Raw genomic sequence first — 23,648 nt, 5'->3', positions numbered from 1 at the left:
GTGCTCACGAGGAGGATGCCTTCGATGGCGTTCCGTGGTCCGAAGGTGTGGCTGTGGCGCTGGCGGCGCAACCCGCTCAAGCGCCGCGCCGACATGGTGGAGTCCTGGGTCGTGCTCGGTGTGTGGGCGCTGACCGTACTCGCCGGGGTGCTGGCGGGATGGGCGACGGCGGGGTCCGTCGAGGACGGTCTAGCGCGTGAGCGCGTCGAGTGGCGGCCGCTGATGGGCCGTCTGACCGACCGGGCTCCCGGCAAGCCCGCCGCGAACGGCTCCGCCAGCGGCGACCGCGTGTGGGCGAAGGCGGGCTGGACGGGGCCGGACGGCTCCGCGCACACCGGCCAGGTCAGGGTCGGACCGGGGAGTGCCGCCGGCACGCCCGTCACGGTCTGGACGGACCCGCGGGGCCGTCTGGTGACCGAACCCGTCGGCGCCGCCCAGGCCAGACTGCGCGCGTCACTCGTCGGCGGTGTGGCGGGCCTCGGCGTGGCGCTGCTGCCCTTCGCGGGCGGCCGCGTCCTGCGCGGTCGTCTGGAACGCCGCCGAGTCGCCCAGTGGGACGTCGACTGGGCCCGCTTCGACGCGCTGCGGGGCCGTCCGGCGGCTTGACCGCGAGTCGACCCGCCCGTCGGGGCGGCTCCCCCCGGCCCTCGCCCTCGCAGGGCTCCGGAACGGGCCGCTCCGCTGGGTCCCTCCTGCGTCCTACGTCCTTTCCACCACCCTGCGGCACAGTCGCAGCAGTGGCCAGAAGTGCCGACTGACCACGAGTCCGCACCGCTTCACCGACGACGAAGCGGAATCGCGCGATGACTCACCGGCGGGAGGAACCGTCCGGAAGGCTCCGCTCGAGGATTCCGCCGAGATCCGCGCCGTCCGGAAGGGTGCCGAAGGCGTGTCCCCAGTCGCCGCCCAGCCGGGTCGCGCAGAAGGCGTCGGCGACGGCCGGCGGGGCGTACCGGACGAGGAGGGAACCCTGGAGGGCGAGCGCCATCTGCTCGACCAGCCGGCGGGCGCCGGCCGGCGTCGCCTCTCCCAGCCGGGTGCGCAGCCGTGCGACGGCCGCGTCGAGACGGGCGTCCGCCCCCTGCGCCAGGGCGAGTTCGCCGAACAGGGCCTCCGCGGTCGCCGGCTCGCGGGTCAACGCCCGCAGCACATCGAGGGCGTTGACGTTGCCCGAGCCCTCCCAGACCGACAGCAGGGGCGCTTCGCGGTAGTGCCGGGGCATGCCCGAGTCCTCCACATAGCCGTTGCCGCCGAGACACTCCAGTGCCTCGGCGGTGAAGGCCGGCCCCCGCTTGGTCACCCAGTACTTGCCGACGGCCGTCGCGATCCGCCGGAAGGCCTGCTCGCCGGCGTCTCCGCGCACCGCGCGGTCGGCCGCGCCCGCCAGCCGCAGCGTGAGCGTGGTGGCTGCCTCCGATTCCAGCGCCAGATCGGCCAGGACGTTGCGCATCAACGGCTGGTCGAGCAGCCGCGCCCCGAACGCGCTGCGGTGGCGCACATGATGCCCTGCCTCGACGAGCGTCTTGCGCATCAGCGTCGCCGACATCATCACGCAGTCCAGCCGCGTGCAGTTGACCATCTCGATGATGGTCTTGACGCCCTGCCCCTCCGGCCCGACCAGCCACGCGACGGTCCCGTCGAACTCGGGCTCGGAGGACGCGTTGGAACGGTTGCCGAGCTTCTCCTTCAGCCGCTGGACGCGGAAGGTGTTGCGCGTGCCGTCCGGCAGCACGCGCGGCACGAGGAAGCAGGACAGGCCGCCCGGCGCCTGGGCCAGCACCAGGAACAGATCGCACATGGGCGCAGACGTGAACCACTTGTGCCCGCGCAGGGTGTACAGCCCGGGCTCCGCCGTCGGCGTGGCCGCGGTCGTGTTCGTGCGGACGTCGGAGCCGCCCTGCTTCTCGGTCATCCCCATGCCGGCGAGCAGCCCGCGCTTCTCGGCCGGCGGTCGCAGCCCCGGGTCGTACGCGCGGCCGGTGAGCAGCGGTTCGTAGACGGCGGCCAGCTCCGGCCGGCGGCGCAGTGCGGGGACGGCCGCGTACGTCATCGACGTGGGGCAGCCGTGCCCGGCGTCCGTGTGCCCCCACGCCAGTCCGCCCGCGGTACGCGCCACGTGGGCGCCGGGCCGGTCGTCGGCCCAGGGCGCCCCGGCCAGCCCCTCGGCGACGGCGACCCGCATCAGCTCGTGCCAGCTGGGATGGAAGTCGACCTCGTCGACGCGATGGCCGTACCGGTCGTGCGTGCGCAGCACGGGCTCGTGCCGGTTGGCCAGCTCGCCCCACTCCTGCGCCTCGACGCCGCCGGCCAGCAGACCGATCCGGCGCACGTCCGCCTCCGCCCACCCCGCGCCCTCCCGGCGCAGCCCCTCCAGCAGGGCGGCGTCCTCGGCGGCGTCGTACGGAGCGAGCGGCGGCGGCTGATTGGTGACGTCGTGCGTCACCTGCGACGAGACGGACGACGGGCGCGCCGACGACTGTGACGGCGACTGCGACTGCGACGGCGACTGCGGCTCCGTCCGGTCCTGGTCCCGGTCCTGGTCTTGTTCTCGGTCCTGGCTCTGGCTCTGGCTCTGGTTGCTCTGGCTCTGGGCGAGTGTCTGGGACATGAGGTCCATGTTGCACTTTGCCAACAGCCGCAGCAATAGTGCAATAAACGGAGGCGCACGTACAGTACGGCCCTATGCGGAGCAACGTGTCGGCGCAGTCCGGTGAGGTCGAGGTCGACCTGCCCCCGCTGTCCGCGCGGTCGGTGGTCCTGAGCCTGCTGCTGGGCTCGCACCCGCCCGAACTTCCCGCGAAGGATCTGGTGCGCGGGGTGGAGCCGTTCGGCGTCGGCGGCTCGACGGTGCGGGCGGCGCTGAGCCGGATGGTCGCCGCGGGCGATCTGCGCCGGACGGACGGCGTCTACCGTCTGAGCGACCGGCTGCTGGAGCGTCGACGACGCCAGGACGACGCCCTGCACCCGGACACGCGCGCGTGGGACGGCGACTGGGAGATGGCCGTGATCACCGCGACCGGCCGCGGCCCGGCGGAACGCGCCGAACTGCGCACCCGGCTGAGCGCCCTGCGGCTCGCCGAGCTCCGCGAGGGCGTCTGGCTGCGCCCGGCGAATCTGAGCCGGTCCTGGCCTGTGGAGCCGGACGCGGTCCTGCAGCACTTCGTCACCCGGCCCGCGACGCCCGCCCGCGACCTCGCCGCGCGTCTGTGGCCGCTCGGTGCGTGGTCGCGGACGGCCCGGGGACTGCTGGCCCGTGTCGAGCGGGCGCGAACGCCCGCCGACCGGTTCACGGCGCTCGCGGCGGTGGTACGGCATCTGCTGGCCGACCCGGTGCTGCCCGCCGCGCTCCTGCCCGCCGACTGGCCGGGTCAGGTCCTGCGCACCGCCTACGAGCGGTACCGGCGTGAGATCGCCGCCACGGCGTCCGGGCCGGGCGGGTAGACAGGGCGGCCGTGCGAAGCATCGTGCGGGGACGCTCCGTACGGCCGCCGTCTCACCGTGGGGGGTCGTGGGGCAGCCGGCGGGCCCGGCGGCTCACCTGTAGGTGATGTCGGAGGACGAGTACTTGCAGTACGTCCCGTCCGCGTTGCTGCCGTTGGTGGTCGGCTCCTTGCCGGTGTTGTTGCCGATGTACTTCTGGCAGGGAGTGATCTTCTTGCTGCTGTCCCCGACGATGGTGATCTTCCTGAGCGTGGCGCTGTCGCCGTAGTTGGTGTTGATGCCGACGAGCTTGTTGCCCTTGTACGTCGCCTCGATGGTGTTGAGGTTGATCGTGCGCTTGTACTGGCCGCTCTTGCAGTTGCCGCAACTGCGCACGAAGGTCCCGAAGTTCTTCACGGCGAAGTTGGAGACGTTCAGCGTGCCGCCGCCGTTGAACTGGAACACCTTGTCGCTGGCTTCCTTCGCCCCACCGCCGGAGACGGTGTAGACGTTGGACGACGAGGAGCCGAGGAAGGTCGCCGCGTCCTCGCCGACGTCCTCCCACCAGACGTTCTGCAGGGTGCAGCTGCCGAGGCAGTGGATGCCGTCGGCGGCGGGCGCGCCGATGATGACGTTCTTCAGGACGGCGCCGGGCTTGAGCTCCAGGATCGGGTCCTGGTCCTCGTTCTGGCCGCCGCTGCCGAGGTCGCCGCTGCCGTAGAGGCGCTGCATCCCGTAGTCCTTGGTGCCGGAGACCGAGATGGTGGCGGTCACCGGCTTGCTGCTGGTGGGGGTGGGCCAGGTGGCGGCGGCCGCGGGGGTGAGTGCCCCGCTAGTCATGATCATGCCAACCGTAAGGCCGATGGCGGCCAGCCCTCCGGCGAGTGCGCGCCCGCGGGCCCGAAGTGGTGCGGGAGTTACCGGTGAAGTCATGTCCCGATGCCTTCTTCCAAGCGGTGAGGAGGATCAAGTATGTGAATTACTTGCGAGACTCTGAACAACTTGATCGAACAGTGTGCCCTGTGTGGGGTTCAGCTGAGCGGCTCGGTCACACTGCTGAACGGAACGTAGGGGGCAAGCGCTTTCTAGTCAACGTCTCGCGCAGAACGTGTTCCCGTTGACGGGGCTCCCCCCGGCCAAGTCGCGACGCCGCGCGGGAGTTGGCGTGGGAGCGCTTCCATGGCGAGCATGTGCATGCCACCATGCGAGGCGGGCCACCCCGGAACCTCCCAGCGGGGGCCGGTGAGCGTGGCCCTGACGCCGCCATCGGCAGCCGGACCCGTCGACCCCGCGGCGGACCCGCTCTGCCGAGCCTGCCCGCTGCCTCCGCTTCGCCGTCCGTCTCCCGCGCACCTCGTACGACGTCCCCCGAGCCGCTACCAGAAAGGGACAGCCACATGATCGATCGGGTCAACTCCCTCGGCAGGGCGCTGCGCCCCCTGTTAGGCGCCCTCCTGCTCCTGCTCACGGCCGCCGTCCTCACCGCTCCCGCGGCCGCCGTCCTCACCGCTCCCGCGGCCTCCGCCGCGCCGCGTGCCGCCGCGCCGGTGCCGGCCGCCACACTGACCGAGGTCACCGGCTTCGGCGCCAACCCCAGCAATCTCCAGATGTACGTCTACGCACCGGCGAACGTCACCGCGCACCCGGCCGTGCTCGTCGCGGTGCACTGGTGCGGAGGGTCCGGACCCGCGATGCACTCCGGCACCGAGTACGCCCAACTGGCCGACCGGTACGGGTTCGTGATCGTGTACCCGTCCGTCACCCGCAGCAGCAAGTGTTTCGACGTCTCCTCGCCCCAGGCGCTCAGGCGTGGCGGCGGCAGCGACCCCGTCGGCGTCAAGTCGATGATCGACTGGGTGACCGCCGCGTACGCGGCCGACACCGCCCGCGTCTACGCCACCGGCATCTCCTCCGGGGCGATGATGACCAATGTCCTGCTCGGCGACTACCCGGACGTGTTCGCCGCCGGGTCCGCCTTCTCCGGCGTCCCCTTCGGCTGCTTCGCCACGGCCGACGGCTCCGAGTGGAACAGCGCCTGCTCCGGCGGCACCGTCGTCCACACCGCGCAGGAGTGGGGCGACCTCGTGCGAGGGGCCTATCCCGGCTACACCGGGACCCGGCCGCGCATGCAGGTGTGGCACGGCACCGAGGACGACGTGCTGCGCTACCCCAACTTCGGCGAGGAGATCAAGCAGTGGACCAACGTCCGGGGCGTGAGCCAGACCCCGGCCGCCACCGACTCGCCCGCCTCCGGCTGGACCCGCACCCGCTACGGCGGCACCGGTGACCAGGCCCCGGTCGAGGCCGTCAGTCTGCAGGGGGTCGGGCACAACCTGTACGCCTGGGGCATGGCCGCCCGCGTCCTGACCTTCTTCGGCCTGGACTCCGCGGGGCCCACCCCGCAGCCGCAGCCCACCGGCTGCAAGGTGACCGCGACGACCAGCGCCTGGAACACCGGTCTGACCGCCTCCGTGACCCTCACCAACACCGGGTCGGGTGCGATCGACGGCTGGCGGCTCGGTTTCACGCTGCCCTCCGGCCAGACCATCACCAACGGCTGGGGCGCCACGTACGCGCCGGTCTCCGGAGCGGTCACGGCCACGAACGCCACCTACAACGGCACCCTCGCGGCCGGTGCGAGCGTCACCGTCGGCTACCAGGCCAACCACACCGGGAACAGTGCGGCGCCAGGCACTTTCACGCTCAACGGCACTACCTGCACGCGGAGTTGACGTCTTCGGAGCGGCCGGTGCCCCCGGCCGCTCCTGCGGCACGCGTACGATCTGGGAAGTCCGGAGAAACCGCCCGACCACGGCGGACGAAAGAAAAGGGCGACGGAGAAGACCACACTCCTTGCCACTCTCAACGTATAGCGCACCCGGGGGCTTGCGGCAAGGCCCCCGTCGTACCGCAGAATCGCAGGCCGAGGCCCGAACCTGCGGAAATGAGTGATCTACGAAGTGCATGTCGACCACATGACCCCCTCGACCGCCGGCGCGTTCGCTCTTCCCGACCGGCTGTCCGCCAAAGCCGACCCGAAGCTGATCGCCCGCGACGAGCAGCGCTTCGCGGCGATCGCGGAGAGCCTCGAGCAGACGATCGCCGAACTCTCCGCCCGTCTCGACGCCGAGCGCCGGGCCCCGGGCGGCCTCGGCCGGGAGGCGATGGACCGCGACCAGGAGATCCACCGGCTGACGGGCCGGCTGCGCTCCCTGAACCGCTTCGGCCTGGACCTGTGCCTCGGGCACATGGTCGGCGCCGACGACCCCGAGCCCCTGTACGTCGGACGCATCGGCCTCACCGACAGCACGGGCCGCCGACTGCTGATCGACTGGCGTTCCCCCGCGGCCGAGCCGTTCTTCGCGGCCACCCACGCCGACCCGATGGGCCTGGTGAGCCGCCGCCGCTACCGCTGGACCCGCGGCCGGATCAGCGACTACTGGGACGAGGTGTTCACCGCCGAAGGGCTCGAAGGGCACGCCGCGCTCGACGACCAGTCGGCCTTCATCGCCAGTCTGGGCGGCCGGCGGTCGGGCCGGATGCGCGACGTGCTCGCCACCATCCAGGCGGACCAGGACGCCGTCATCCGCGCCGGTTCGCGGGGCGCGCTCGTCGTCGACGGAGGTCCGGGCACCGGGAAGACCGTCGTGGCCCTGCACCGGTCGGCCTACCTCCTCTACTCCGACCCCCGCCTCGGGCACCGTCGGGGCGGTGTGCTGTTCGTCGGCCCGCACCGGCCCTACCTGGCCTATGTGGCCGACGTCCTGCCGAGCCTCGGCGAGGAGGGCGTGCAGACCTGCGTCCTGCGCGACCTCGTCACCGAGGGGGCCGACGCGGCGCTCGAGGCAGACCCGACGGTGGCCCGGCTGAAGTCGTCCGCGGACATGGTGAAGGCGATCGAGACGGCCGTCCGGTTCTACGAGTCGCCGCCGACGGAGGGGATGACGGTCACCGTCTCGGACGCCGACGTCCACCTCGGCGCCGACGACTGGGCCGAGGCGTTCGACGCGCCGGCGCCGGGCACTCCGCACAACGAGGCGCGCGACCTGATCTGGGAGGAACTGGTCACGATCCTGCTGGACAAGCACGGCGGCGACGTCTCACCGGCGCTGTTCCGCAAGGCGCTGCGGCACGACCGTGAACTGGTCGGCGCCCTCAACCGGGCATGGCCGTTGCTGGAAGCGGCCGACCTGGTGGGCGACCTGTGGTCGGTGCCCGCCTATCTGCGGATGTGCGCCCCCTGGCTGACCCCGGACGAGGTGCGCGCGCTGCAGCGGGCGGACCCCCAGGCCTGGACGGTGTCCGACCTGCCGCTCCTGGACGCGGCACGCCAGCGGCTCGGCGACCCGAAGGAGGCCCGGCGCAAGGTCCGCCACAAGGCCGTCCTCGCCGCCCAGCGCGAGCGCATGACGCAGGTCGTCGACAACCTGATCGCGGCGGTGGCCGACTCCGGGGCCGACGGCGACGACGGCGAAGGCCTGGTGACCATGCTGCGCGGCGAGGACGCCCAGGTCAGCCTGGTCGACGAGAGCGAACTGTCCCTCGCCGACCCGGACCTGCTGGCCGGCCCCTTCGCCCACATCGTGGTGGACGAGGCGCAGGAGCTGACCGACGCGGAGTGGCAGATGCTGCTGCTGCGCTGTCCGTCCCGGAGTTTCACCATCGTCGGGGACCGTGCCCAGGCCCGGCACGGATTCACGGAGTCCTGGCAGGAACGGCTCGAGCGGATCGGGCTCGACCGGATCAGCGTGGCGTCGCTGACCGTCAACTACCGGACCCCGGAGGAAGTCATGGCGGAGGCCGAACCGGTCATCCGGGCCGCGCTTCCGGACGCCAACGTCCCGACCTCCATCCGCAGCAGCGGCGTCCCGGTCGCCCATGGGGACGTCTCGGAGCTGGAGCCCATCCTTCAGGCCTGGCTCGCCGAGCACGACGACGGGATCGCCTGCGTCATCGGCGACCCTGCGTTCCGGCCGACCTCGCGCGTGCGGTCGCTGACGCCGGAACTGTCGAAGGGGCTCGAGTTCGACCTGGTCGTCCTGATCGACCCGGAGACCTTCGGGACGGGCGTCGAAGGCGCGGTCGACCGCTATGTCGCGATGACCCGGGCCACCCAGCGCCTGGTCGTCCTCACGAGCTCCTGACGCGGCCGGCCGCCGCCCGCGGTCACGTGCGCCCCGTGACCGCGGTGCCCGCCGAAGGGACGACCGGAGTGTTCACCGCAGGGGCGGCGGATCCTGGACGCCGACGGCGGCCGGGCCCGCCGCCGCCCGCAGCGACGGCCAGTCCGGCAGCTTGACGACCCCGCGGCCCAGCGAGGCCCCGAGCTCGGCCTCCGCACGTTCGATCGCCTGCCAGCCCGCCCACCCGACGGGCTCGGCTCCGGCGGCCCGCAGCAGCGAGAGCGGGTCGCCGGGCAGCTCCCGTCGCACGAGGGCGGGAGCGTCCGCCAGCAGGGACGTCGCCGTCTCCTTCGCGCACGGCCGGTTGGTACCGATGACACCGGTGGGGCCGCGCTTGATCCAGCCCGCCACGTACTCGCCCGGCGCCACCTGACCGTCACGCACCACCCGTCCCGCCAGATGCGGCACGGTGCCGTGCCCCGCGTCGAACGGCAGACCCTCCAGCGGGGTGCCCCGGTAGCCCACCGACCGCAGGGCCAGCTGCGACGGGACGTCCTCGTACCGGCCGGTGCCGGTCACCCCGCCACGCCCGTCCGGTGCCGTCCGCTCGAACCGCACCACGCCCAACCGGCCCCCGACAGCACGCAGTTCGACGGGCCGCAGGAAGAACCGCAGCCGGATGCGCCGTCGGGCGCCGCGCGCCGGCGACGCCGCCCAGCCGCGCAGCACCTCCACGTTGCGGCGCTGTGCCGCCGCAAGCCCGGAAGGATCCCCGTACGCCGGATCGAGCGCCAGTTCCGCCTCGTCGACGACGACCTCGGCGTCCGGCAGCGTGCCCAGCTCCCGCAGCTCCTTGGTGGTGAACCGGGCCTGCGAGGGGCCGCGCCGTCCGACCATGTGGATCTCCCTCACCTCGCTCGCCGCGAGTGCGGCCAGCGCCGCCTGAGGCATGTCGGTGGGGCTCAGTTCGGCGGCGCCCCGTGCCAGGATCCGGGTGACGTCCACCGCGACGTTCCCGATGCCCACCACCACGGCCGAGTCGACGCCGTGCAGGAACCTTGCGGGGACGGCGTCCGGGTGGGCGCTGTACCAGGAGACGAACTCCGTCGCCGACCAGCTGCCGGGCAGCTCCTCGCCGGGGACGCCGAGGTGCCGGTCGGTCGCGGCGCCGACGCAGTACACGACCGCGTGGTAGAGCTCGCGCAGCCGGGCCGTCGGCACGCCGTCCGCGCCCACCCGCACGCCGCCGAGGAACCGGACCCGTTCGTGCTCGAGCACGGCGCGCAGGTTCTGCTGCAGGGACTTGATCTTCTCGTGGTCCGGGGCGACGCCGTACCGCACCAGCCCGTACGGGCAGGGCAGGCGGTCCAGTACGTCGACGAGGACGTCCGGATCCAGCTGGACCAGACTCTGGGCGGTGTAGACACCACTCGGCCCGGAGCCGACGACGGCGACACGGAGCACGGCGGAACTCCTTACCCCGGAGGTCGGAGGAGATTCGCTGGTGCCTCCAGCATCGCACCGTCACGGCTCCGCTGACAGGGTGCCGTGCGGTCGCGCCGCACGCGTGTCCGTTCGTATGGAAAGTGATCATGCGGTTACGTTGTGTATGTGCTGGAAGCATCGTTTCTTGATCTTTCTGATCGTTCCGCCGAGGACGGCACGGTGTCCGTGCGGCCGGCGTGGGAGGTCCGGGAGGGGGGAGGCGCCACTTCCTGGTCCCATGTCCGGCTGTCGTTCACCGACGGGGCGCGTGTCGACCTGCTCGCCGTCGTCAGCGGAGGCCGGGTCTCCATCGAGGACATCCGGGCCCGGCCCGCCCTCTCGCTCGTCGACCTGACCCTGCTCGCGGACTGGATCGAGGAACCCCTCTTCGACGGGTCCGACGACGAAGACGGCGACGAAGGCGACGGCGAACCCCTGACGGACGCGACGCCGGACGTGCACGACACGAGGGCCGCGGACCGCACGGGGACCGAGGACCACGCAGAGGCCGCGGACGGTATGGGGGCCGCGGACCGCGCGGAGGGCGACGGGGGAGCCGGCCACCCGGCGGTGGCGGAGGCCGGGCACGGCGCCGAGGAGCTCTTGGGCCCCCGGCGGGCCCGCCCGGTGTGGCCGCGCGGCGTCGAAGGGCTGTGGCTGACGGCGCAGGAATACCGCGCGGCCCAGGAGGAGGGGGCAAATCCCGTCCTCGCGGTGATGTACGCGACGGGGCACGGCAGGCGACGGTCGCTGCGGCTGATCGCCCGGGCACGCGACGCCGGATACCTGACGCCGCGTCACGCCCGGCGCTGACGTTCCGTCCGGCGCGGGACATCGCGTCCGGCGCCGGGCGTTGCGCTTCCCTCCGGTGCGGTGGTGGCCCCTCGCGGGGCGTCGGAAGGCGTCAGCGCATCCCGTTCATCCGCGTGATCTCGCTCGTCTGCTGCGCGATCACGTCGTCCGCCATCTCCTCGACCCGTATGTTGTTGCCCTGCGCCTTGACCTCCGCGGCCATGGTGAGCGCACCCTCGTGGTGAGTGATCATCAGAGTGAGGAAGAGCGTGTCGAACGCCTTCCCGCGGGCCGCCCGCAACGCGGTCAGTTGGGCCGCGGTCGCCATGCCGGGCATCGCCGTGTGCGTGTGCGTGCCGCCCGTCGTCTTTTGGCCATGAGTGGTGAGCCAGCCCTCCATGGCCTTGATCTCCGGCCCCTGTGCCGCGGAAATGCGCAGCGCGAGGCGTCTGACGTCCCCCGATGCGGCGCGGTCCGGCACGAGTTCGGTCATCTCCAGTGCCTGGGCGTGGTGTTCGATCATCTTCCGCGCGTAGGCCACGTCGGCGGAGTTGGGTGTGTCGTCGTCGGCGCGCTGCTCGGCCGCGTCCTGTGCCGAGAGGGTGCGGTTCGCCTCGCCCGGCTTGCCCGGCGCGATCACCGAAGGGCCGCTCACCGCGCCCGACCCGGCGTCCGTCCCCGAGTCACAGCCGGCGAGGGCCAGGGCGAGGAGCAGCGAGGCTGACACGAGGGGCACGCGGCGGACGAGCACAACGACCTCCTGGAGCAGGCGAGTCGAGGGCGGGCCCGCCCTCGTCCGAATCCATGCACCGCCGACAGCACCGCCGAACCGATTCATTCATGACGAGTACGTTGCCGACCCTTGATATGTGCATGATGAAGACGATACTTCGGAGCACCGTGAACCGTTCCCGCCTGAACGGTGACTAGGGAGGATGCAGTGACCCTGTCGAACGATCCTCGAACACGACGCAGACGGTGGAAAGCCGCCGCCGCCTGCACCGGGCTCCTGGCCGCGCTGCTCACCGCGGTCCCGGCGGCCGCGACCCCCGACCCGGGGGACGGCCCCGCCGTCGGGCGGGAGGTGACCCGCGACGCCCGGACCCGGGCGGGCGCCGCGATCGCCGCCGGCGAGATACCCGGGCAGGACGAGATCGTCCACTCCGGCAACATCCAGCACCTGACGAACATCCCCAAGGACGTCCTGCCGGGCACCAATTCGGACCTGGCCTTCCAGGGCCGGTACGCCTTCGCCGGCAACTACGACGGGTTCCGCATCTTCGACATCGGCAACCCGAAGGCGCCGAAGACCGTGGCCCAGGTGCTCTGCCCCGGCTCGCAGAACGACGTCTCCGTCTCCGGCAACCTGCTCTTCCTGTCGACCGACTCCTCGCGCAGCGACAGCAGTTGCAACAGCACCACGCAGCCGGTCACCGAGAAGTCCTCGTGGGAGGGCATGAAGGTCTTCGACATCAGCGACAAGAGGAACCCGAAGTACGTCGCCGCCGTCGAGACCGCGTGCGGTTCGCACACCCACACCCTGGTGCCCCAGCGCAAGAACGTCTACGTCTACGTCTCCTCGTACTCGCCCAACGCCGCCTACCCCGACTGTCAGCCCCCGCACGACGGCATCTCCGTCATCAAGGTGCCGCGCGACGCGCCCGAGAAGGCGGCTGTCGTCGGCTTCCCCGTGCTGTTCCCCGGCGAGGGCCCGGACGGCGGCGGCAACCCGGGTGGTCCGACCAACCCCGGCGTCTCCAAGACGACCGGCTGCCACGACATCACCGTGCTGCCCGAGAAGGACCTGGCGGCCGGCGCCTGCATGGGCGACGGCATCCTGTTCTCGATCAAGGATCCGGAGCACCCGAAGGTCATCGACCGGGTGCAGGACAACGTCAACTTCGCCTTCTGGCACTCGGCCACCTTCAGCCAGAAGGCGAACAAGGTCGTCTTCACCGATGAACTGGGCGGCGGCGGCGCGGCCACCTGCGACGCGGCGACCGGCCCCACCCGCGGCGCCGACGGCATCTACGACATCACCGGAAAGGGCGACAAGCGCAAGCTCGTCTTCCGCAGCTACTACAAGATCCCGCGCTACCAGGCGGCCACCGAGAACTGCGTCGCACACAACGGCTCGCTGATCCCGGTCAAGGGCAAGGACCTCATGGTCCAGGCCTGGTACCAGGGCGGCGTCTCCGTCTGGGACTTCACCGACTCGGCGAAGCCCAGGGAGATCGCCTACTTCGAGCGCGGTCCGCTGAGCACCACGACCCTGCAGACCGGCGGCGCGTGGTCGGCGTACTACTACAACGGCTACATCTACTCGAACGACATCGCCAAGGGCTTCGACGTGCTCAAGCTCAGCGACCGGCGCACGGATCCGGCCGGGCGAATCCGGCTGGGCGAGCTCAACGTCCAGACCCAGCCGGACTACTTCGACTGATCGCCGGGCGTCGGACCGGTCGCGAAGAACCGAGACAGATCGGCGCCGCACCCCCCGCCGGGCGCCTCGGCGTCCGGCGGGACCCCCAGCTCCCAGTCGAGCCGGTAGCGCGCGAAGAGCTCGGCGCGCAGCGTCGTCAACGGCAGGGGCACGTTGGGCAGGACCAACGCGTAGACGGCGCCCATCAACTGGGAGCGCAGCAGCGGATAGTCGTGGTCGAGATCCTGCGCCCCGTGCCGGACCGCGGTCTCCCGCAGCAGCTCGGCCAGCCGCTGCTGCTCCGGGCACTGTACGAAGCCCTCGGCCTGCAGGAGCCCCGCCATGTGCTGACGCATCAGCACGGTACGGTCCCGGGCCAGCCCCATGATCGCGTCGATGGCCCGCGCCATCCGCTCCCGGCCGTCCTCGGTGCGCGGCTCGCGCTCCAGCGCCTCTTCCAGCGTGCGGTGCATCAGCCGGTGGACCGCCGACTGCACCAGCTGCCGCTTGCCGGGAAAGTAGTACGACACCAGACCGCGCGCCGAGCCGGCCCGGTCCGCGATGTCGCCGAGCGTGGTCGCCTCGTAGCCGCGCTCGCCCACCAGCTCGACCGCCGCCTGCAGGAGCCGCTCCCGGGAACGACGCCGCAATTCTTCATTGACCGAGGCGCTGCGCGGGGACATCCTGTAACTCCTGTGTTGACTGGCTGCCAGCCAACTATACTCAGGACGTCCCGGTCGCTCTGGCGGAGCGCACCGGGCCGGCGCCTGCTCTGGGCGACGCGGGGGATCGTCCAGAGTGGGCGCACTGTTCGTCCGATGGTGTCCTCATGGCCACTGTCGCCGGCGTTCCGACGCCGCCGTGCTGCGGTCAGCCCAGGAGGTCCAGCACCGGGCGCAGCCCGTCCGGACGCTCGGCCGCCGGCAGATGATCCACGAAGTGCACCGCGCAGCCCAGCGCCGCGGCGCCGCCGTCCGCCCGGCGGTCGTCGCCCACCATCAGCGTGTCGCGCGGATCGGCGTCCAGTGCCTCGCACGCGACCTTGAACAGCCGCCGGTCCGGCTTCTGCACGCCGTGCTCGTACGACAGCACGTACGCGTCGACGTACCGGTCGAGACCGTGCGCCCGGAACACCGGGCGCAGATCCCAGCCGATGTTGCTGACGACGCCGATCCGGGACCCGCGCTCGCGCAACCCGCTCAGCACCTCGCGGGCGTCGGGATACGGCGACCAGGCCGCCGGCGTGCGGTGCCGGTCGTACAGGGCGTCGTGCAGCGCCGGGTCCGGCAGCGGCACCTGGCGGGACAGGCCCGTGTACGCGGCCCGGTGCAGCTCGGCGCTCTGATCCCGGACCCGCCACACCCCGGCGATCTCCTCGGGCAGGCGCACCGGAGTCGCCCCGCCCGGCAGCGCGCCCGCCGCCTCCAACGCCCGTGCTGTGTCGGCGAGTTCCGGTTCGGCGAGTGCGATGCCCGCGGCGTCGAGCACCGCGCGGAGCCACCGTTCGGTGGACTCGATGCGGAAGAGGGTCCCGGAGAAGTCGAACAGCACGGTGGTCATGCGGAAATCCTAGGAACCCCGTGCGGGGGGCGGCTGCCGAGAAGCGGCCATGTTCCAGGCCGAAGGGAGATCCTCGTCGCAGAAGACGCAGACGAAGACCGCCTCGCGCACCACGTTGTGCTCCCCGCATCCCTCGCAGCGCCGGAAGACCAGGGCGTGCGTGAAACCGTCCGGCCGGGCGATGCCTGCCCGGTCCAGCGCGGCGGCCACGGCCGGCCAGGAGTCGGGGTCGGGGCAGTATCCGGTGGACTGGTTGCTGACCTCGTGCACCTGCGGCCCGTCCGGGGTGCGGCGGAAGGAGATCTCGCCCGCACCGAGGACGTCCTGACCCTCGGCGCAGGCCACGTGTTCGCTGCGGCGGGGCGCGAGCCGCAGCAGCCCGTCGAGGCCGACGACGTAGGTGAACGGTTCCCCGCCGTCGTCCGCGGCCGCGCCGCCGTCCCCTCCCGCCGCGCCGTCCAGGTCCGTGGCGCTGCGGATCACCCCGCCGCCTGCCCCGTCGACGACCGTCCGGCGCAGGTCCGGCGGTCCCACGTAGGCGTATCGCCGTCCCGGTGCCGTCACGGGCGCCACCGCAGCTGTACCGCGATCGCCAGGGTCACCAGCATCGCCCCGAGCATCCAGCCGCCCAGGACGTCCGAGGGCCAGTGCACGCCCAGCCAGATCCGGGTGAGGCCCACGCCCGCGACGGACAGCGCCGCCAGGGCCAGCGCCGCCCGCCACACCACGCGGCCGACGCCATGCCGGTGCAGCAGCCACAGCAGCAGCCCGAGGACGACGGTGGCGGTCAGGGCGTGCCCCGAGGGGTACGCCGCGTAGTGGGCGGAGTCGACGGGGTCGGGCCAGACCGGCCTGGCGCGCCCCACCGCGGCCTTGAGTCCCTGCTGGAGAAGCGTGCCCAGAGCGGCCGTGGCGACCAGCCATCCGGCCGTCCACCAGTCCGCGTGGCGCCACACCAGCCACACGGCCACCGCGGCCCCCAGCAGTCGCATCGTCACCGGGTCCCAGACCCAGTCGGTGAGGATGCGGCAGGCCTGCGTGACGTCGGGGTCGGCGACCGCCCAGCGATGCGTCGTGCGGGAGACGTCGTCGTCGGCGGAGATCAGGGGACGCCACTCGACCGCCACCAGCACGAGCAGCAGCACGGAACACAGCCCCAGTGCCGCCGCGGCGTGGCGGAACGTGGGCAGGGCCGCGGGACGGGGCGGGGAGTCGTGGGGCGCGTGGTGCATAAACAGATCCTCGCCGACCCGTGGGACCGGAAACCCACGCGGGGTGGCCGACACGGGGCCCCGAGGGCCCGATCCGGGAATGTGGGCCCCTCGGGAGAGGAGATCCCCGACCGGGAGCGGGACTCCGACCCGGCGGCGACCCGACCCGGCGGCGACCCGACCCGGGAAGGGGCCGGCACCGCGCACGAGCCGGCGCCGACGCCGCTGAGTGCCGGCAACGCTCATTCCAGCGCCGCCCCCGCGTAGGAGGACGCTCAGACCAGCGCCCGCAGACCCGGTACCAGGGTCACCAGCACCGGGATCACCGGCAGCAGCGCGGCCGCGGCCGTCAGCCCGAGCCGACGGGTCGCGGTGAGGCGGTCGGGCGGTGCGAGCAACCGGCCCACGCGCCGCGGCACATGGGCCTGCGGGGCGGGAGCGGGGCCGAACACGCCCCGCGCCTCGTTGAGTTCGACCAGTGCCAACGCGGTCGTCCGCCGGCCGAAGCGGCGCGACGCCGTGTCGTCGGCGGCGAGCTCGACCAGCCGGTGCATCTCGGCGCGGAACGCGGCGAACACCGGCACCCGCGGGAACCCGGTGGCCAGCGCCGTCGAGCAGCGCAGCAGCCAGTCGTGCCGAGCCCGGGCGTGTCCCTGCTCGTGCGCGAGGACGGCATCGAGCTGACGACCCTTCAGGCGTCGCAGCGCGGCCGTGGTGACGACCAGTCGGGGGCGTGCGCCCGACAGCCACCAGGCGTCGGGGCGTTCACCCTCCACCACGAGCAGCCCGCCGGACGAGGCCGACTCGCCCGGCAACAGCGGTGCCCGCAGCCGCAGTTCGGCCTGGCGGGACCGGTGTCCGGCCCGGCCGCGCAGGACCTCCCGCACGAGCATCGTCCCGCTCCACACCCCGCCGCAGGCCAGCGCCAGCGCGGTCGCCGCGGCCCAAGGGCCGGTCCCGCCCGCCGTGTACGCCTCGACGACCGCCTGCGGAGCCGGCGCGAAGACCTGTCCGCGCACCCCCTGCCAGGCGGCCGCCGCACTCAGCGTCATGGACAGCGCACAGCACAGCAGGATCGCGGCCACCACGCACTGCCACGCCCACAGGGCGACCACCGGTTCACGGTCCGGCCAGTCGGCCCGGGCGATCAGCCGGGGGGCGACCACAGCGGTCAGAGCGCCGAGCAGCAGCAGGACCGCGGTGACCGTCATGAACAGCACCCTATGAGCGTGGCGCCACCCGGAGCACTGCTGTGCACGGCGAAGTGACGCAGGCCATGGCCGCCGTCCCGCGCATCACATCGTCAGAAGCATCGCCAGCATGCCGATCCCCATGGACAGCCGGCACGCCCGGACCACTTCCGGCCGGTCGCTCCAGGCGACGGCGGACGTGCCCGTCCCGGCGACCGGCAGCAGCCGGACCCCCGACACGAGGACATAGCCGGCGAAGTACAGCAGCAGCACGCCCGTCAGCAGCGGCACCCCCGCGCCGCCGTGCTCGTGCGCGTGGGCCGGGGCGGGGGAGACGGCCATCGCGGCGGCCATGTAGACCATGGCCCCGGCGCCCACCAGGTGATGCAGGTGGCAGGCGCTCACCCGGGCCGCCCACAGCGCCCGCAACGCGGCTGTGCCGAAGACGGCGGCGTACGCGGGCCAGGTCCAGGCCGGCGGGGTGAACACGGCCGGGGGCACGGCCATCGCGGCCATCCCGAAACCCATCAGCGCCTCGCCGCCCGCGGCCCGGCGCTGCTCCTCGACGCTGCTGCGCATCCGCAGCAGGCAGTACGCCCCGGTCGCCGCACACAGCGCCACCAGCAGCCAGCCGGGCGAAGCCGGTCCGTGCACGCGCACCTCCCCGCTCGACGTCGCCAGCACCGAATGCCGCCGATCACCGAATGCAATGCCCACACCACGCAGCGCGCACGCGGGCGCAAGGAGGTACACGGGGAGCGCCGGGCGGAGCGCGTGAATCGTTCGCGAGTGAAAAACGGAAAAAACGTATCGAAACGTGCAGTGCGCCTTGTCGGCGGCCCAGCCGCCTCCGAGCCGATTCCGAGCCGAGGACAGCCCGGCCCGGGTCCCTTCCGGCGCACTGGTCGAACTGCGTTCACCGCGGACGCCGCGTCCGGCCAGTGGTGGCGGGGACCGCCGCCCGAGGAGCGGGTCGTGACGGCCGGGCGGTCGGGACACCGTACGCTCGCGGCGACGGTACGGCGCCAGGGACTGCTCCTGGACCGGGACGCGAAGGCGAGAGCGGAGGACGTACGGGGATGACGGGGAAGCAGGGGCGTGCGGCGGCCGGGGACGGAACATCGGAAGGGTCCACGACCGGGGAAGCGCCGCGACGGACCCCCGCAGCCGGCGCCCCGGCCACGCCCGAGGAGCGACCAGGCGACGGCAACGAAAACGGGAACAGGAACAGGAACAGGAACGGGGAAGGAAACGGGCAAGGAAGCGGAGACGGAATCGGCGGCCCGGCGAGGACCGACAGGACCGACACGGTGTCGGCCGTCGTCCGGCAGTGGCAGGCCGTCCGGCCGGACCTGGACACCGGGCCCATGGAGATCATCGGCCGTGTGAACCGCTGCGCCGCCCTCCTCCAGCAGGCCGAGGACGCGCCCCTGCGGCGGGCCGGACTGAGCCGCCCCGAGTTCGACGTGCTCGGCGCGCTGCGCCGCCAGGGCCACGAGCTGACCCCCGGCGAACTGGCCCGCGAGACCTACTCGTCCGGCGCGGCCGTCACCAAGCGCCTCAAGCAGCTCACCGAACGCGGTCTGGTGGAGCGCCGGGGCGACAGCCGCGACCGTCGTGTCGCGCACCTCCGGCTCACCGACGCCGGCCGTGACCTCGTCGACGGCATCATGCCCGAGCAGCTCGCCTACGAGAGCGCCGCGCTGTCCGCCATGGACGACGGCCGACAGGGCGAACTGGCGGACCTGTTGGGGGAGTTGCTGAGCCGGCTGGAGGGGCAGATGCGGTCGCTGGGCGTCTGACCGAGCCGCGGGAGGTGCGCCGAGGGGGTGCACCGACGGGGTTGCTCCGCCACGTCCCGGCTCGGAGCGCAGCCCCCAGGCGTTGTCTGTGCGCAGCCCCCAGGCGTCATCTGTCGTGTCCGGCGACGTACACCCCGAACACCGCGCCCTGGGGATCGCGCAGCACGGCGATCCGCGGGCCGTCCGGCACCGTGGTCGGCTCCATGAGCGCGGCACCGCCGGCCCCGAGGGCGGTCTGCGTGGTGGCGTCCACGTCGGCGACCGCGAAGTACGGCAGCCAGTGCGGGGGCACCTCGGGCGGGAACTTGTCGTCCATCCTGATCATGCCGCCGAAGTCCGCGCCGCCGACGCCCCATTGCAGGTAGTTCTCCGACGAGTGGACGGTCCAGCCGAAGACCGTGGTGTAGAAGGTCTCCGCTCCGTCGGGATCACGGGTCAGCAACTCGACCCAGCCGAGCGAGCCGGGCGCGTTGAACAGGCCCGCGCCGGAGAAGGACCGCGCCTGCCACAACTGGAACGCGGCCCCGGCGGGGTCGAGGACGACCGCGAACCGGCCCACGTCGAAGACGTCCATCGGTCCGACCGGCACCCTGCCGCCGGCCTCCGTGGCCAGCCGGGAGCTGACGTCCGCGTCGGTCACGGCGAACGACACGCTCCAGGCGCAGGGCTGTGCCTTCTGGTACCGGGGACCGAGCGCGGCGACGGCCGCGTCGCCGAGGTGTGCGACCGAGTAGCCGCCGGCCTCCTGCCGCGGATCCGTCTCCGCGCGCCAGCCGAACAGCTCCGCGTAGAACCGCTTCGCCGCTTCCAGGTCACCGGTCCCCAGCTCGGCCCAGCAGGGGCCGCCCGGCACGGGCGCGTCGAGCTTCATGGCGTTCCTCCGAAGGGTCGCCCCCTCAGCACGCTATGCCCCGCCCGGCCGCACCGCATCCACTGACCTCTTCGCCCCCGCCCGCCCGCCGGACCGGCTCCGACGGCACCCGAAGTCCGGCCGGGTCCCTTCGGACCGCCGGCGTCCGGCCGGACCCGTCCGCCGTCGCGCGGGGCGCTGCCCGCAGTTCCCGGGGAAGCCGGCCCGGCCGTGCCCGGCGGGGGCTCTCAGATGCCCGGCCGGTACCGCATCGGGTGGTCCGCCGGTACCTCCACGAGCACGATCGGGATTCCGTCCGGGTCGGCGATCCACATCTCGATCAGACCCCAGGGCTCCTTCACCGGCGGACGCGTGATCTCGACGCCCTTGGCCCGCAGCTCGTCGTGTGCCGCCGCGGCGTCCGCCACCTGGAGCCACAGCCGCACGGGAGCGGCGGCGCGCTCGGCCGGTGTCGGCGGGTTCTCGGCGCGGCCCGAGAGTTCCAGGTGGCCGCCGCCGAGGAAGTAGACGGTCCCGCGGTCCGGGCCCGTGCCGAACTCACGGGAGACGGCCAGGCCCAGCTGTTCCCCGTAGAAGACGCGGGAACGCTCGGGATCGGCCGGTCGAAGCAGGGTCCTGCTGCTCAGTACGTGCACCATGCGGCGGCAGCCTAGCCGGACGGGGTTAGGCTCGGGCGAACCCCAGCCCGTGTCAGAGACCGGAGACCGCACGCATGGACACCGCAGCCACCGACCTCGTCTTCCGCACCGCCACCGACGCCGACGTGGACGAGCTGGTCGCGCTCATCGAGTCCGCCTACCGCGGGGACTCCAGTCGGGCGGGGTGGACGACGGAGGCGGACATCCTCGAGGGACAGCGCACCGATCCCGAAGGTGTGCGCGCGGTCATCAAGGCGGCGGACAGCCGGCTGATCACCGTCGAACAGGACGGCCGTGTGGTCGCCTGCTGCCAGCTGGCCCACCGCGGCGACCACGCCTACTTCGGCATGTTCGCGGTGAGTCCCGCGGTGCAGGGCGCCGGCCTCGGCAGGACGGTCATGGCGGAGGCCGAGCGGCAGGCCCGCGAGGACTGGGGCGTCGGCGAGATGCAGATGACGGTGATCTCCGTGCGCGAGGACCTCATCGCCTGGTACGAGCGGCGCGGCTACCGCCGTACGGGACGTATGACCCCGTTCCCGTACGGTGACGAGCGTTTCGGCATTCCGCGGCGCGACGACCTCCAGTTCGAGCTGCTGGTCAAGCCGCTGGCCGTGCCGCCGGCCTGAGCACGCCGCCGGCCCGGTTCCCCAGGACCCCAGGGCTCCGCCGAACCCGCAGGACCCCCAGGGCCCCACTGAACCCGCCGGTCTCCGGCGAACCCGCAGGACCGGCGGGGCCCCGCAGGGCTCCGCTCAGGCGGTGAACCGGCCGGTGCGCCTGATGTCGGGGTAGTCGGTGGTCGCGCCGTCCAGCTCCAGGGCGCGCACCAGCCGCAACTGTTCCTGTGTGTTCACCACCCAGCCGATGATCCGCAGATCTCGCTTGCGTGCCTCCTCGACGATCTCAAGGGTGAGCCGCCGCAGATTGAGGCAGACCGTCGCGGCGCCGGCCGCGACGGCCCGGTCCACGATGTCGAGGCCGTAGCGGCTGCCGATGAGCGCGGTGCGCACCCCGGGCACCAGCCGTGCGATCTCCGCGACGGCCTCGTCGTGGAAGGAGGACACCTCCACCCGCCGCACGAGGTCCCGTGCGAGCATCACCTCGGCCAGCGCCCGCGCCGCCTGCACGTCCTTGATCTCGGCCTGCAGGGGCGCCTGTACGACGTCCAGCACCTCCTCGAACCGCGGGACGCGTTCCCCGCGTCCGGCGTCGAGGGTGCGCAGTTCCGCGAGCGTCTGGTCGGCGATGGGGCCGGTGCCGTCGGTCGTGCGGTCCACCTCGGGGTCGTGCATGACCACGAGGGCGCCGTCCTTGCTCAGATGCAGGTCGAGTTCGATGGCGTCGAGGCCGGCCTGCTCGGCGGCGACGAAGGAACGCAGGGTGTTCTCGGGCTCGACGCCCATGACGCCACGGTGACCGATGGTGAGGAAGTTCAAGACGCGACTCGCTTCCGACGACGGGGACTTGAGGGGCAGGCCGCGTGGCGGCCCCGGGCGGGGTGAGGACAGGTGTGTGCACGGGCGCGTGTGCACGGGCGTGTGCGCACCGACGTGTTCCCTACCCGCCCTGGTCCGCCGGAAGCCGACACTCCTCCCCTGCCCGGCAGGAAAAAGTGCGGTGAAGGAGCGGCTGGGCGGGATAATTTCCCGATAGGTCACTTGCTGAAGGAAACCTCATATGTCTACGGTGTGATGACGCGAGGTTCTTCAGCGGAGGATGGGACATGACGGAAATTCTTGTGCAGGCAGCATCGGGGGAGCAGGTTCCTCCGGCGTCCAGGGTGGTGGAGCACCCGGCGTGGCGCGTGCTCAAGGATGCCGTGGAGCAGGTCCGGCCCTGGCAGGCGAAGGACGGGTCGATCGACTTCTCGGCCGAGGGCGCTCCGGCGCGGGGCGAGGCCGAAGAGGCCGTGCGGCGGGTGATCGAGGCCGTCGAGGAACTGTCTCCGCTGCTCCCGCACGACGCCGACTACCACCGCGCCGTGGTCAAGGATCTGCGGATGTGGGCCGAGGGCGGTTTCGAGGTGCCGGACTTCCTCGACTCGCTGCTGGCCTTCCAGCCCGCCGCGAGCCGCGCGGACGGACTCCAGCACCTGGTCGTCTTCGCGATGTACACGCAGAACGGCAACCCGGACCGCAACCTGGAGGCGGTCGTGCTCCGGATGGTCTGGCCGGAGTGGCTGGCCGAGCTGGAGCGCACCCGGTACGACAACCCGCTGTTCTGCGGCATCACCTTCGAGGACTTCACGTCCGGCTACGACACCAACTCGGCCGTCCTCTTCCCGGAGACCATCGCCGTCCGGGAAGCGCCGGAACGTTTCTCCTGGGGTGGCATCTTCTGTGACCGCGAGGCCGCCCGCTTCCGCCGTGTGACCGACGCCGCCGTCGACATCCTGGGCCTGGAGCTGCCCGAGGACGTCGCCGACATGGTGCACGACCAGAAGCGCTGCGAAGAGGCCTTCGTGCTGTGGGACATGGTCCACGACCGCACCCACAGCCACGGCGACCTGCCCTTCGACCCGTTCATGATCAAGCAGCGCCAGCCGTTCTGGATGTACGGCCTCGAGGAGCTGCGCTGTGACCTCACCGCCTTCAAGGAGGCCGTGAAGCTGCAGGCCGACGGCGTCCCGCAGGCCCGTGACGTGCAGTACGCGGTCCTCTTCGACCGGATGTTCCGCTTCCCGGTCACCGGCGAGCGCGTGCGCAACTACGACGGCCTCGGCGGCCAGCTGCTCTTCGCCTACCTGCACAAGCACGAGGTCGTCCGCTGGACCGACAACCGGCTGCACATCGACTGGGAGCGCGCCCCGCAGGTCACCAACCAGCTGTGCGCCGACATCGAGACGCTGTACCGCGACGGCATCGACCGCCCCAAGCTCGTGCACTGGTTCGCCGGCTACGAGCTGGTCTCGACCTACCTCGCCCCGCACCCGGGTTCCAAGTGGGCCAAGGGTCCCGACGCCCTCGATCTGGCCCAGCCGCCGCGCAGGCTCGTCGATGACGTGCTTCCCGACGAGTTTCCGCTGAGCATGTTCTATGAGGCACTGTCCAAGAAGCTGAAGAACGTGATCGCCTCCACCAAGGGCATCACGGCGGACGGCGCCGAGCGGATCGCCGCGTGAGCGACCTGCGAAC

The 23,648-nt window shown here is 72.3% G+C and carries 22 protein-coding genes; 9 read left to right on the top strand and 13 right to left on the bottom strand.

What is annotated here, in order from left to right; all coding sequences use genetic code 11:
• Positions 1 to 24: 24 nt before the first annotated feature.
• Entirely contained in the window at positions 25 to 606 is a 582-nt protein-coding gene (locus QF032_RS05695) for an Rv1733c family protein (protein WP_307040608.1), read from the top strand.
• 202 nt (positions 607 to 808) lie between these two features.
• Here QF032_RS05695 and QF032_RS05690 read toward each other — a convergent pair whose 3' ends face one another.
• Positions 809 to 2,608, bottom strand: a complete 1,800-nt coding sequence (locus tag QF032_RS05690; protein ID WP_307040606.1) for an acyl-CoA dehydrogenase family protein — start codon at positions 2,606 to 2,608, stop codon at positions 809 to 811.
• A gap of 74 nt (positions 2,609 to 2,682) precedes the next feature.
• On the opposite strand from QF032_RS05690, the gene QF032_RS05685 reads away from it, so the two are divergent.
• A complete protein-coding gene (locus QF032_RS05685; RefSeq protein WP_307055179.1) occupies positions 2,683 to 3,441 on the top strand; it encodes a PaaX family transcriptional regulator C-terminal domain-containing protein in 759 nt (252 codons plus the stop codon).
• 93 nt (positions 3,442 to 3,534) lie between these two features.
• Here the strand turns inward: QF032_RS05685 and QF032_RS05680 are convergent, their stop codons facing one another.
• Positions 3,535 to 4,353, bottom strand: coding sequence for a pectate lyase (locus QF032_RS05680; RefSeq protein ID WP_307055177.1), 819 nt, complete (start codon positions 4,351 to 4,353; stop codon positions 3,535 to 3,537).
• Positions 4,354 to 4,817: 464 nt separating this feature from the next.
• On the opposite strand from QF032_RS05680, the gene QF032_RS05675 reads away from it, so the two are divergent.
• A complete protein-coding gene (locus QF032_RS05675) occupies positions 4,818 to 6,152 on the top strand; it encodes an extracellular catalytic domain type 1 short-chain-length polyhydroxyalkanoate depolymerase (protein WP_307055175.1) in 1,335 nt (444 codons plus the stop codon).
• A 243-nt stretch (positions 6,153 to 6,395) separates the two neighbouring features.
• Complete coding sequence (gene helR, locus QF032_RS05670) at positions 6,396 to 8,564, top strand: RNA polymerase recycling motor ATPase HelR (protein WP_307055173.1); 2,169 nt, start codon at positions 6,396 to 6,398, stop codon at positions 8,562 to 8,564.
• Positions 8,565 to 8,636: 72 nt separating this feature from the next.
• On the opposite strand, the gene QF032_RS05665 is transcribed toward helR, so the two are convergent.
• A complete protein-coding gene (locus QF032_RS05665) occupies positions 8,637 to 10,007 on the bottom strand; it encodes an FAD-dependent oxidoreductase (protein WP_307055170.1) in 1,371 nt (456 codons plus the stop codon).
• A 147-nt stretch (positions 10,008 to 10,154) separates the two neighbouring features.
• On the opposite strand from QF032_RS05665, the gene QF032_RS05660 reads away from it, so the two are divergent.
• The gene (locus QF032_RS05660) at positions 10,155 to 10,841 is read left to right on the top strand and encodes a DUF6214 family protein (protein WP_307055168.1); all 687 of its coding nucleotides are present in this window, start codon (positions 10,155 to 10,157) and stop codon (positions 10,839 to 10,841) included.
• Between the two features lie 91 nt (positions 10,842 to 10,932).
• Here QF032_RS05660 and QF032_RS05655 read toward each other — a convergent pair whose 3' ends face one another.
• A complete protein-coding gene (locus QF032_RS05655; protein ID WP_307055166.1) occupies positions 10,933 to 11,571 on the bottom strand; it encodes a DUF305 domain-containing protein in 639 nt (212 codons plus the stop codon).
• 189 nt (positions 11,572 to 11,760) lie between these two features.
• Between QF032_RS05655 and QF032_RS05650 the strand changes: the two genes are divergently transcribed.
• On the top strand, positions 11,761 to 13,263 hold the full coding sequence (locus tag QF032_RS05650) for an LVIVD repeat-containing protein (RefSeq protein ID WP_307055164.1): 1,503 nt from the start codon (positions 11,761 to 11,763) through the stop codon (positions 13,261 to 13,263).
• On the opposite strand, the gene QF032_RS05645 is transcribed toward QF032_RS05650, so the two are convergent.
• From QF032_RS05645 to QF032_RS05620, 6 genes are all read right to left on the bottom strand, one after another.
• Positions 13,251 to 13,925 (bottom strand): TetR/AcrR family transcriptional regulator, encoded by a 675-nt coding sequence (locus tag QF032_RS05645; RefSeq protein ID WP_306954642.1) that lies wholly within the window; start codon positions 13,923 to 13,925, stop codon positions 13,251 to 13,253. The genes QF032_RS05650 and QF032_RS05645 overlap by 13 nt on opposite strands.
• 187 nt (positions 13,926 to 14,112) lie before the next feature.
• Entirely contained in the window at positions 14,113 to 14,802 is a 690-nt protein-coding gene (locus QF032_RS05640) for an HAD family hydrolase (protein WP_307055163.1), read from the bottom strand.
• 9 nt (positions 14,803 to 14,811) lie between these two features.
• The gene (locus QF032_RS05635; RefSeq protein ID WP_373430297.1) at positions 14,812 to 15,375 is read right to left on the bottom strand and encodes a hypothetical protein; all 564 of its coding nucleotides are present in this window, start codon (positions 15,373 to 15,375) and stop codon (positions 14,812 to 14,814) included.
• A complete protein-coding gene (locus QF032_RS05630; RefSeq protein WP_307040585.1) occupies positions 15,363 to 16,034 on the bottom strand; it encodes a phosphatase PAP2 family protein in 672 nt (223 codons plus the stop codon). The genes QF032_RS05635 and QF032_RS05630 overlap by 13 nt, the downstream gene beginning before the upstream one ends.
• A gap of 254 nt (positions 16,035 to 16,288) precedes the next feature.
• Positions 16,289 to 17,224, bottom strand: a complete 936-nt coding sequence (locus QF032_RS05625) for a M56 family metallopeptidase (protein ID WP_307040583.1) — start codon at positions 17,222 to 17,224, stop codon at positions 16,289 to 16,291.
• Positions 17,225 to 17,308: 84 nt separating this feature from the next.
• On the bottom strand, positions 17,309 to 17,857 hold the full coding sequence (locus QF032_RS05620; protein ID WP_307055159.1) for a DUF5134 domain-containing protein: 549 nt from the start codon (positions 17,855 to 17,857) through the stop codon (positions 17,309 to 17,311).
• A 656-nt stretch (positions 17,858 to 18,513) separates the two neighbouring features.
• Here QF032_RS05620 and QF032_RS05615 point away from each other — a divergent pair.
• A complete protein-coding gene (locus tag QF032_RS05615; RefSeq protein WP_306954648.1) occupies positions 18,514 to 19,005 on the top strand; it encodes a MarR family winged helix-turn-helix transcriptional regulator in 492 nt (163 codons plus the stop codon).
• A gap of 106 nt (positions 19,006 to 19,111) precedes the next feature.
• Here the strand turns inward: QF032_RS05615 and QF032_RS05610 are convergent, their stop codons facing one another.
• Entirely contained in the window at positions 19,112 to 19,876 is a 765-nt protein-coding gene (locus QF032_RS05610) for a VOC family protein (RefSeq protein ID WP_307055157.1), read from the bottom strand.
• Between the two features lie 227 nt (positions 19,877 to 20,103).
• Positions 20,104 to 20,514, bottom strand: coding sequence for a VOC family protein (locus QF032_RS05605; RefSeq protein WP_306954650.1), 411 nt, complete (start codon positions 20,512 to 20,514; stop codon positions 20,104 to 20,106).
• 74 nt (positions 20,515 to 20,588) lie between these two features.
• On the opposite strand from QF032_RS05605, the gene QF032_RS05600 reads away from it, so the two are divergent.
• Complete coding sequence (locus QF032_RS05600) at positions 20,589 to 21,140, top strand: GNAT family N-acetyltransferase (protein ID WP_306954651.1); 552 nt, start codon at positions 20,589 to 20,591, stop codon at positions 21,138 to 21,140.
• Positions 21,141 to 21,266: 126 nt separating this feature from the next.
• Here QF032_RS05600 and QF032_RS05595 read toward each other — a convergent pair whose 3' ends face one another.
• Positions 21,267 to 21,950 (bottom strand): glycerophosphodiester phosphodiesterase, encoded by a 684-nt coding sequence (locus tag QF032_RS05595; protein ID WP_307055155.1) that lies wholly within the window; start codon positions 21,948 to 21,950, stop codon positions 21,267 to 21,269.
• Positions 21,951 to 22,237: 287 nt separating this feature from the next.
• Here QF032_RS05595 and QF032_RS05590 point away from each other — a divergent pair, with 287 nt between their 5' ends.
• Positions 22,238 to 23,635 (top strand): DUF6421 family protein, encoded by a 1,398-nt coding sequence (locus tag QF032_RS05590; RefSeq protein WP_307040579.1) that lies wholly within the window; start codon positions 22,238 to 22,240, stop codon positions 23,633 to 23,635.
• Positions 23,636 to 23,648: the final 13 nt, after the last annotated feature.

This window comes from Streptomyces achromogenes, assembly GCF_030816715.1.
GTDB classification, from domain to species: domain Bacteria; phylum Actinomycetota; class Actinomycetes; order Streptomycetales; family Streptomycetaceae; genus Streptomyces; species Streptomyces achromogenes_A.
Note: the sequence above shows the minus strand (reverse complement) of the source record. Positions and strands in the feature narration are given on the sequence as shown.

What these genes read in the sequence shown, in the direction of transcription:
- QF032_RS05695 (WP_307040608.1), top strand. Translation starts at nt 25, where the DNA reads ATGGCGTTCCGTGGTCCGAAGGTGTGGCTGTGGCGCTGGCGGCGCAAC.
- QF032_RS05690 (WP_307040606.1), bottom strand. Translation starts at nt 2,608, where the DNA reads ATGTCCCAGACACTCGCCCAGAGCCAGAGCAACCAGAGCCAGAGCCAG.
- QF032_RS05685 (WP_307055179.1), top strand. Translation starts at nt 2,683, where the DNA reads ATGCGGAGCAACGTGTCGGCGCAGTCCGGTGAGGTCGAGGTCGACCTG.
- QF032_RS05680 (WP_307055177.1), bottom strand. Translation starts at nt 4,353, where the DNA reads ATGACTTCACCGGTAACTCCCGCACCACTTCGGGCCCGCGGGCGCGCA.
- QF032_RS05675 (WP_307055175.1), top strand. Translation starts at nt 4,818, where the DNA reads ATGATCGATCGGGTCAACTCCCTCGGCAGGGCGCTGCGCCCCCTGTTA.
- helR (WP_307055173.1), top strand. Translation starts at nt 6,396, where the DNA reads ATGACCCCCTCGACCGCCGGCGCGTTCGCTCTTCCCGACCGGCTGTCC.
- QF032_RS05645 (WP_306954642.1), bottom strand. Translation starts at nt 13,925, where the DNA reads ATGTCCCCGCGCAGCGCCTCGGTCAATGAAGAATTGCGGCGTCGTTCC.
- QF032_RS05640 (WP_307055163.1), bottom strand. Translation starts at nt 14,802, where the DNA reads ATGACCACCGTGCTGTTCGACTTCTCCGGGACCCTCTTCCGCATCGAG.
- QF032_RS05630 (WP_307040585.1), bottom strand. Translation starts at nt 16,034, where the DNA reads ATGCACCACGCGCCCCACGACTCCCCGCCCCGTCCCGCGGCCCTGCCC.
- QF032_RS05625 (WP_307040583.1), bottom strand. Translation starts at nt 17,224, where the DNA reads ATGACGGTCACCGCGGTCCTGCTGCTGCTCGGCGCTCTGACCGCTGTG.
- QF032_RS05610 (WP_307055157.1), bottom strand. Translation starts at nt 19,876, where the DNA reads ATGAAGCTCGACGCGCCCGTGCCGGGCGGCCCCTGCTGGGCCGAGCTG.
- QF032_RS05605 (WP_306954650.1), bottom strand. Translation starts at nt 20,514, where the DNA reads ATGGTGCACGTACTGAGCAGCAGGACCCTGCTTCGACCGGCCGATCCC.
- QF032_RS05600 (WP_306954651.1), top strand. Translation starts at nt 20,589, where the DNA reads ATGGACACCGCAGCCACCGACCTCGTCTTCCGCACCGCCACCGACGCC.
- QF032_RS05590 (WP_307040579.1), top strand. Translation starts at nt 22,238, where the DNA reads ATGACGGAAATTCTTGTGCAGGCAGCATCGGGGGAGCAGGTTCCTCCG.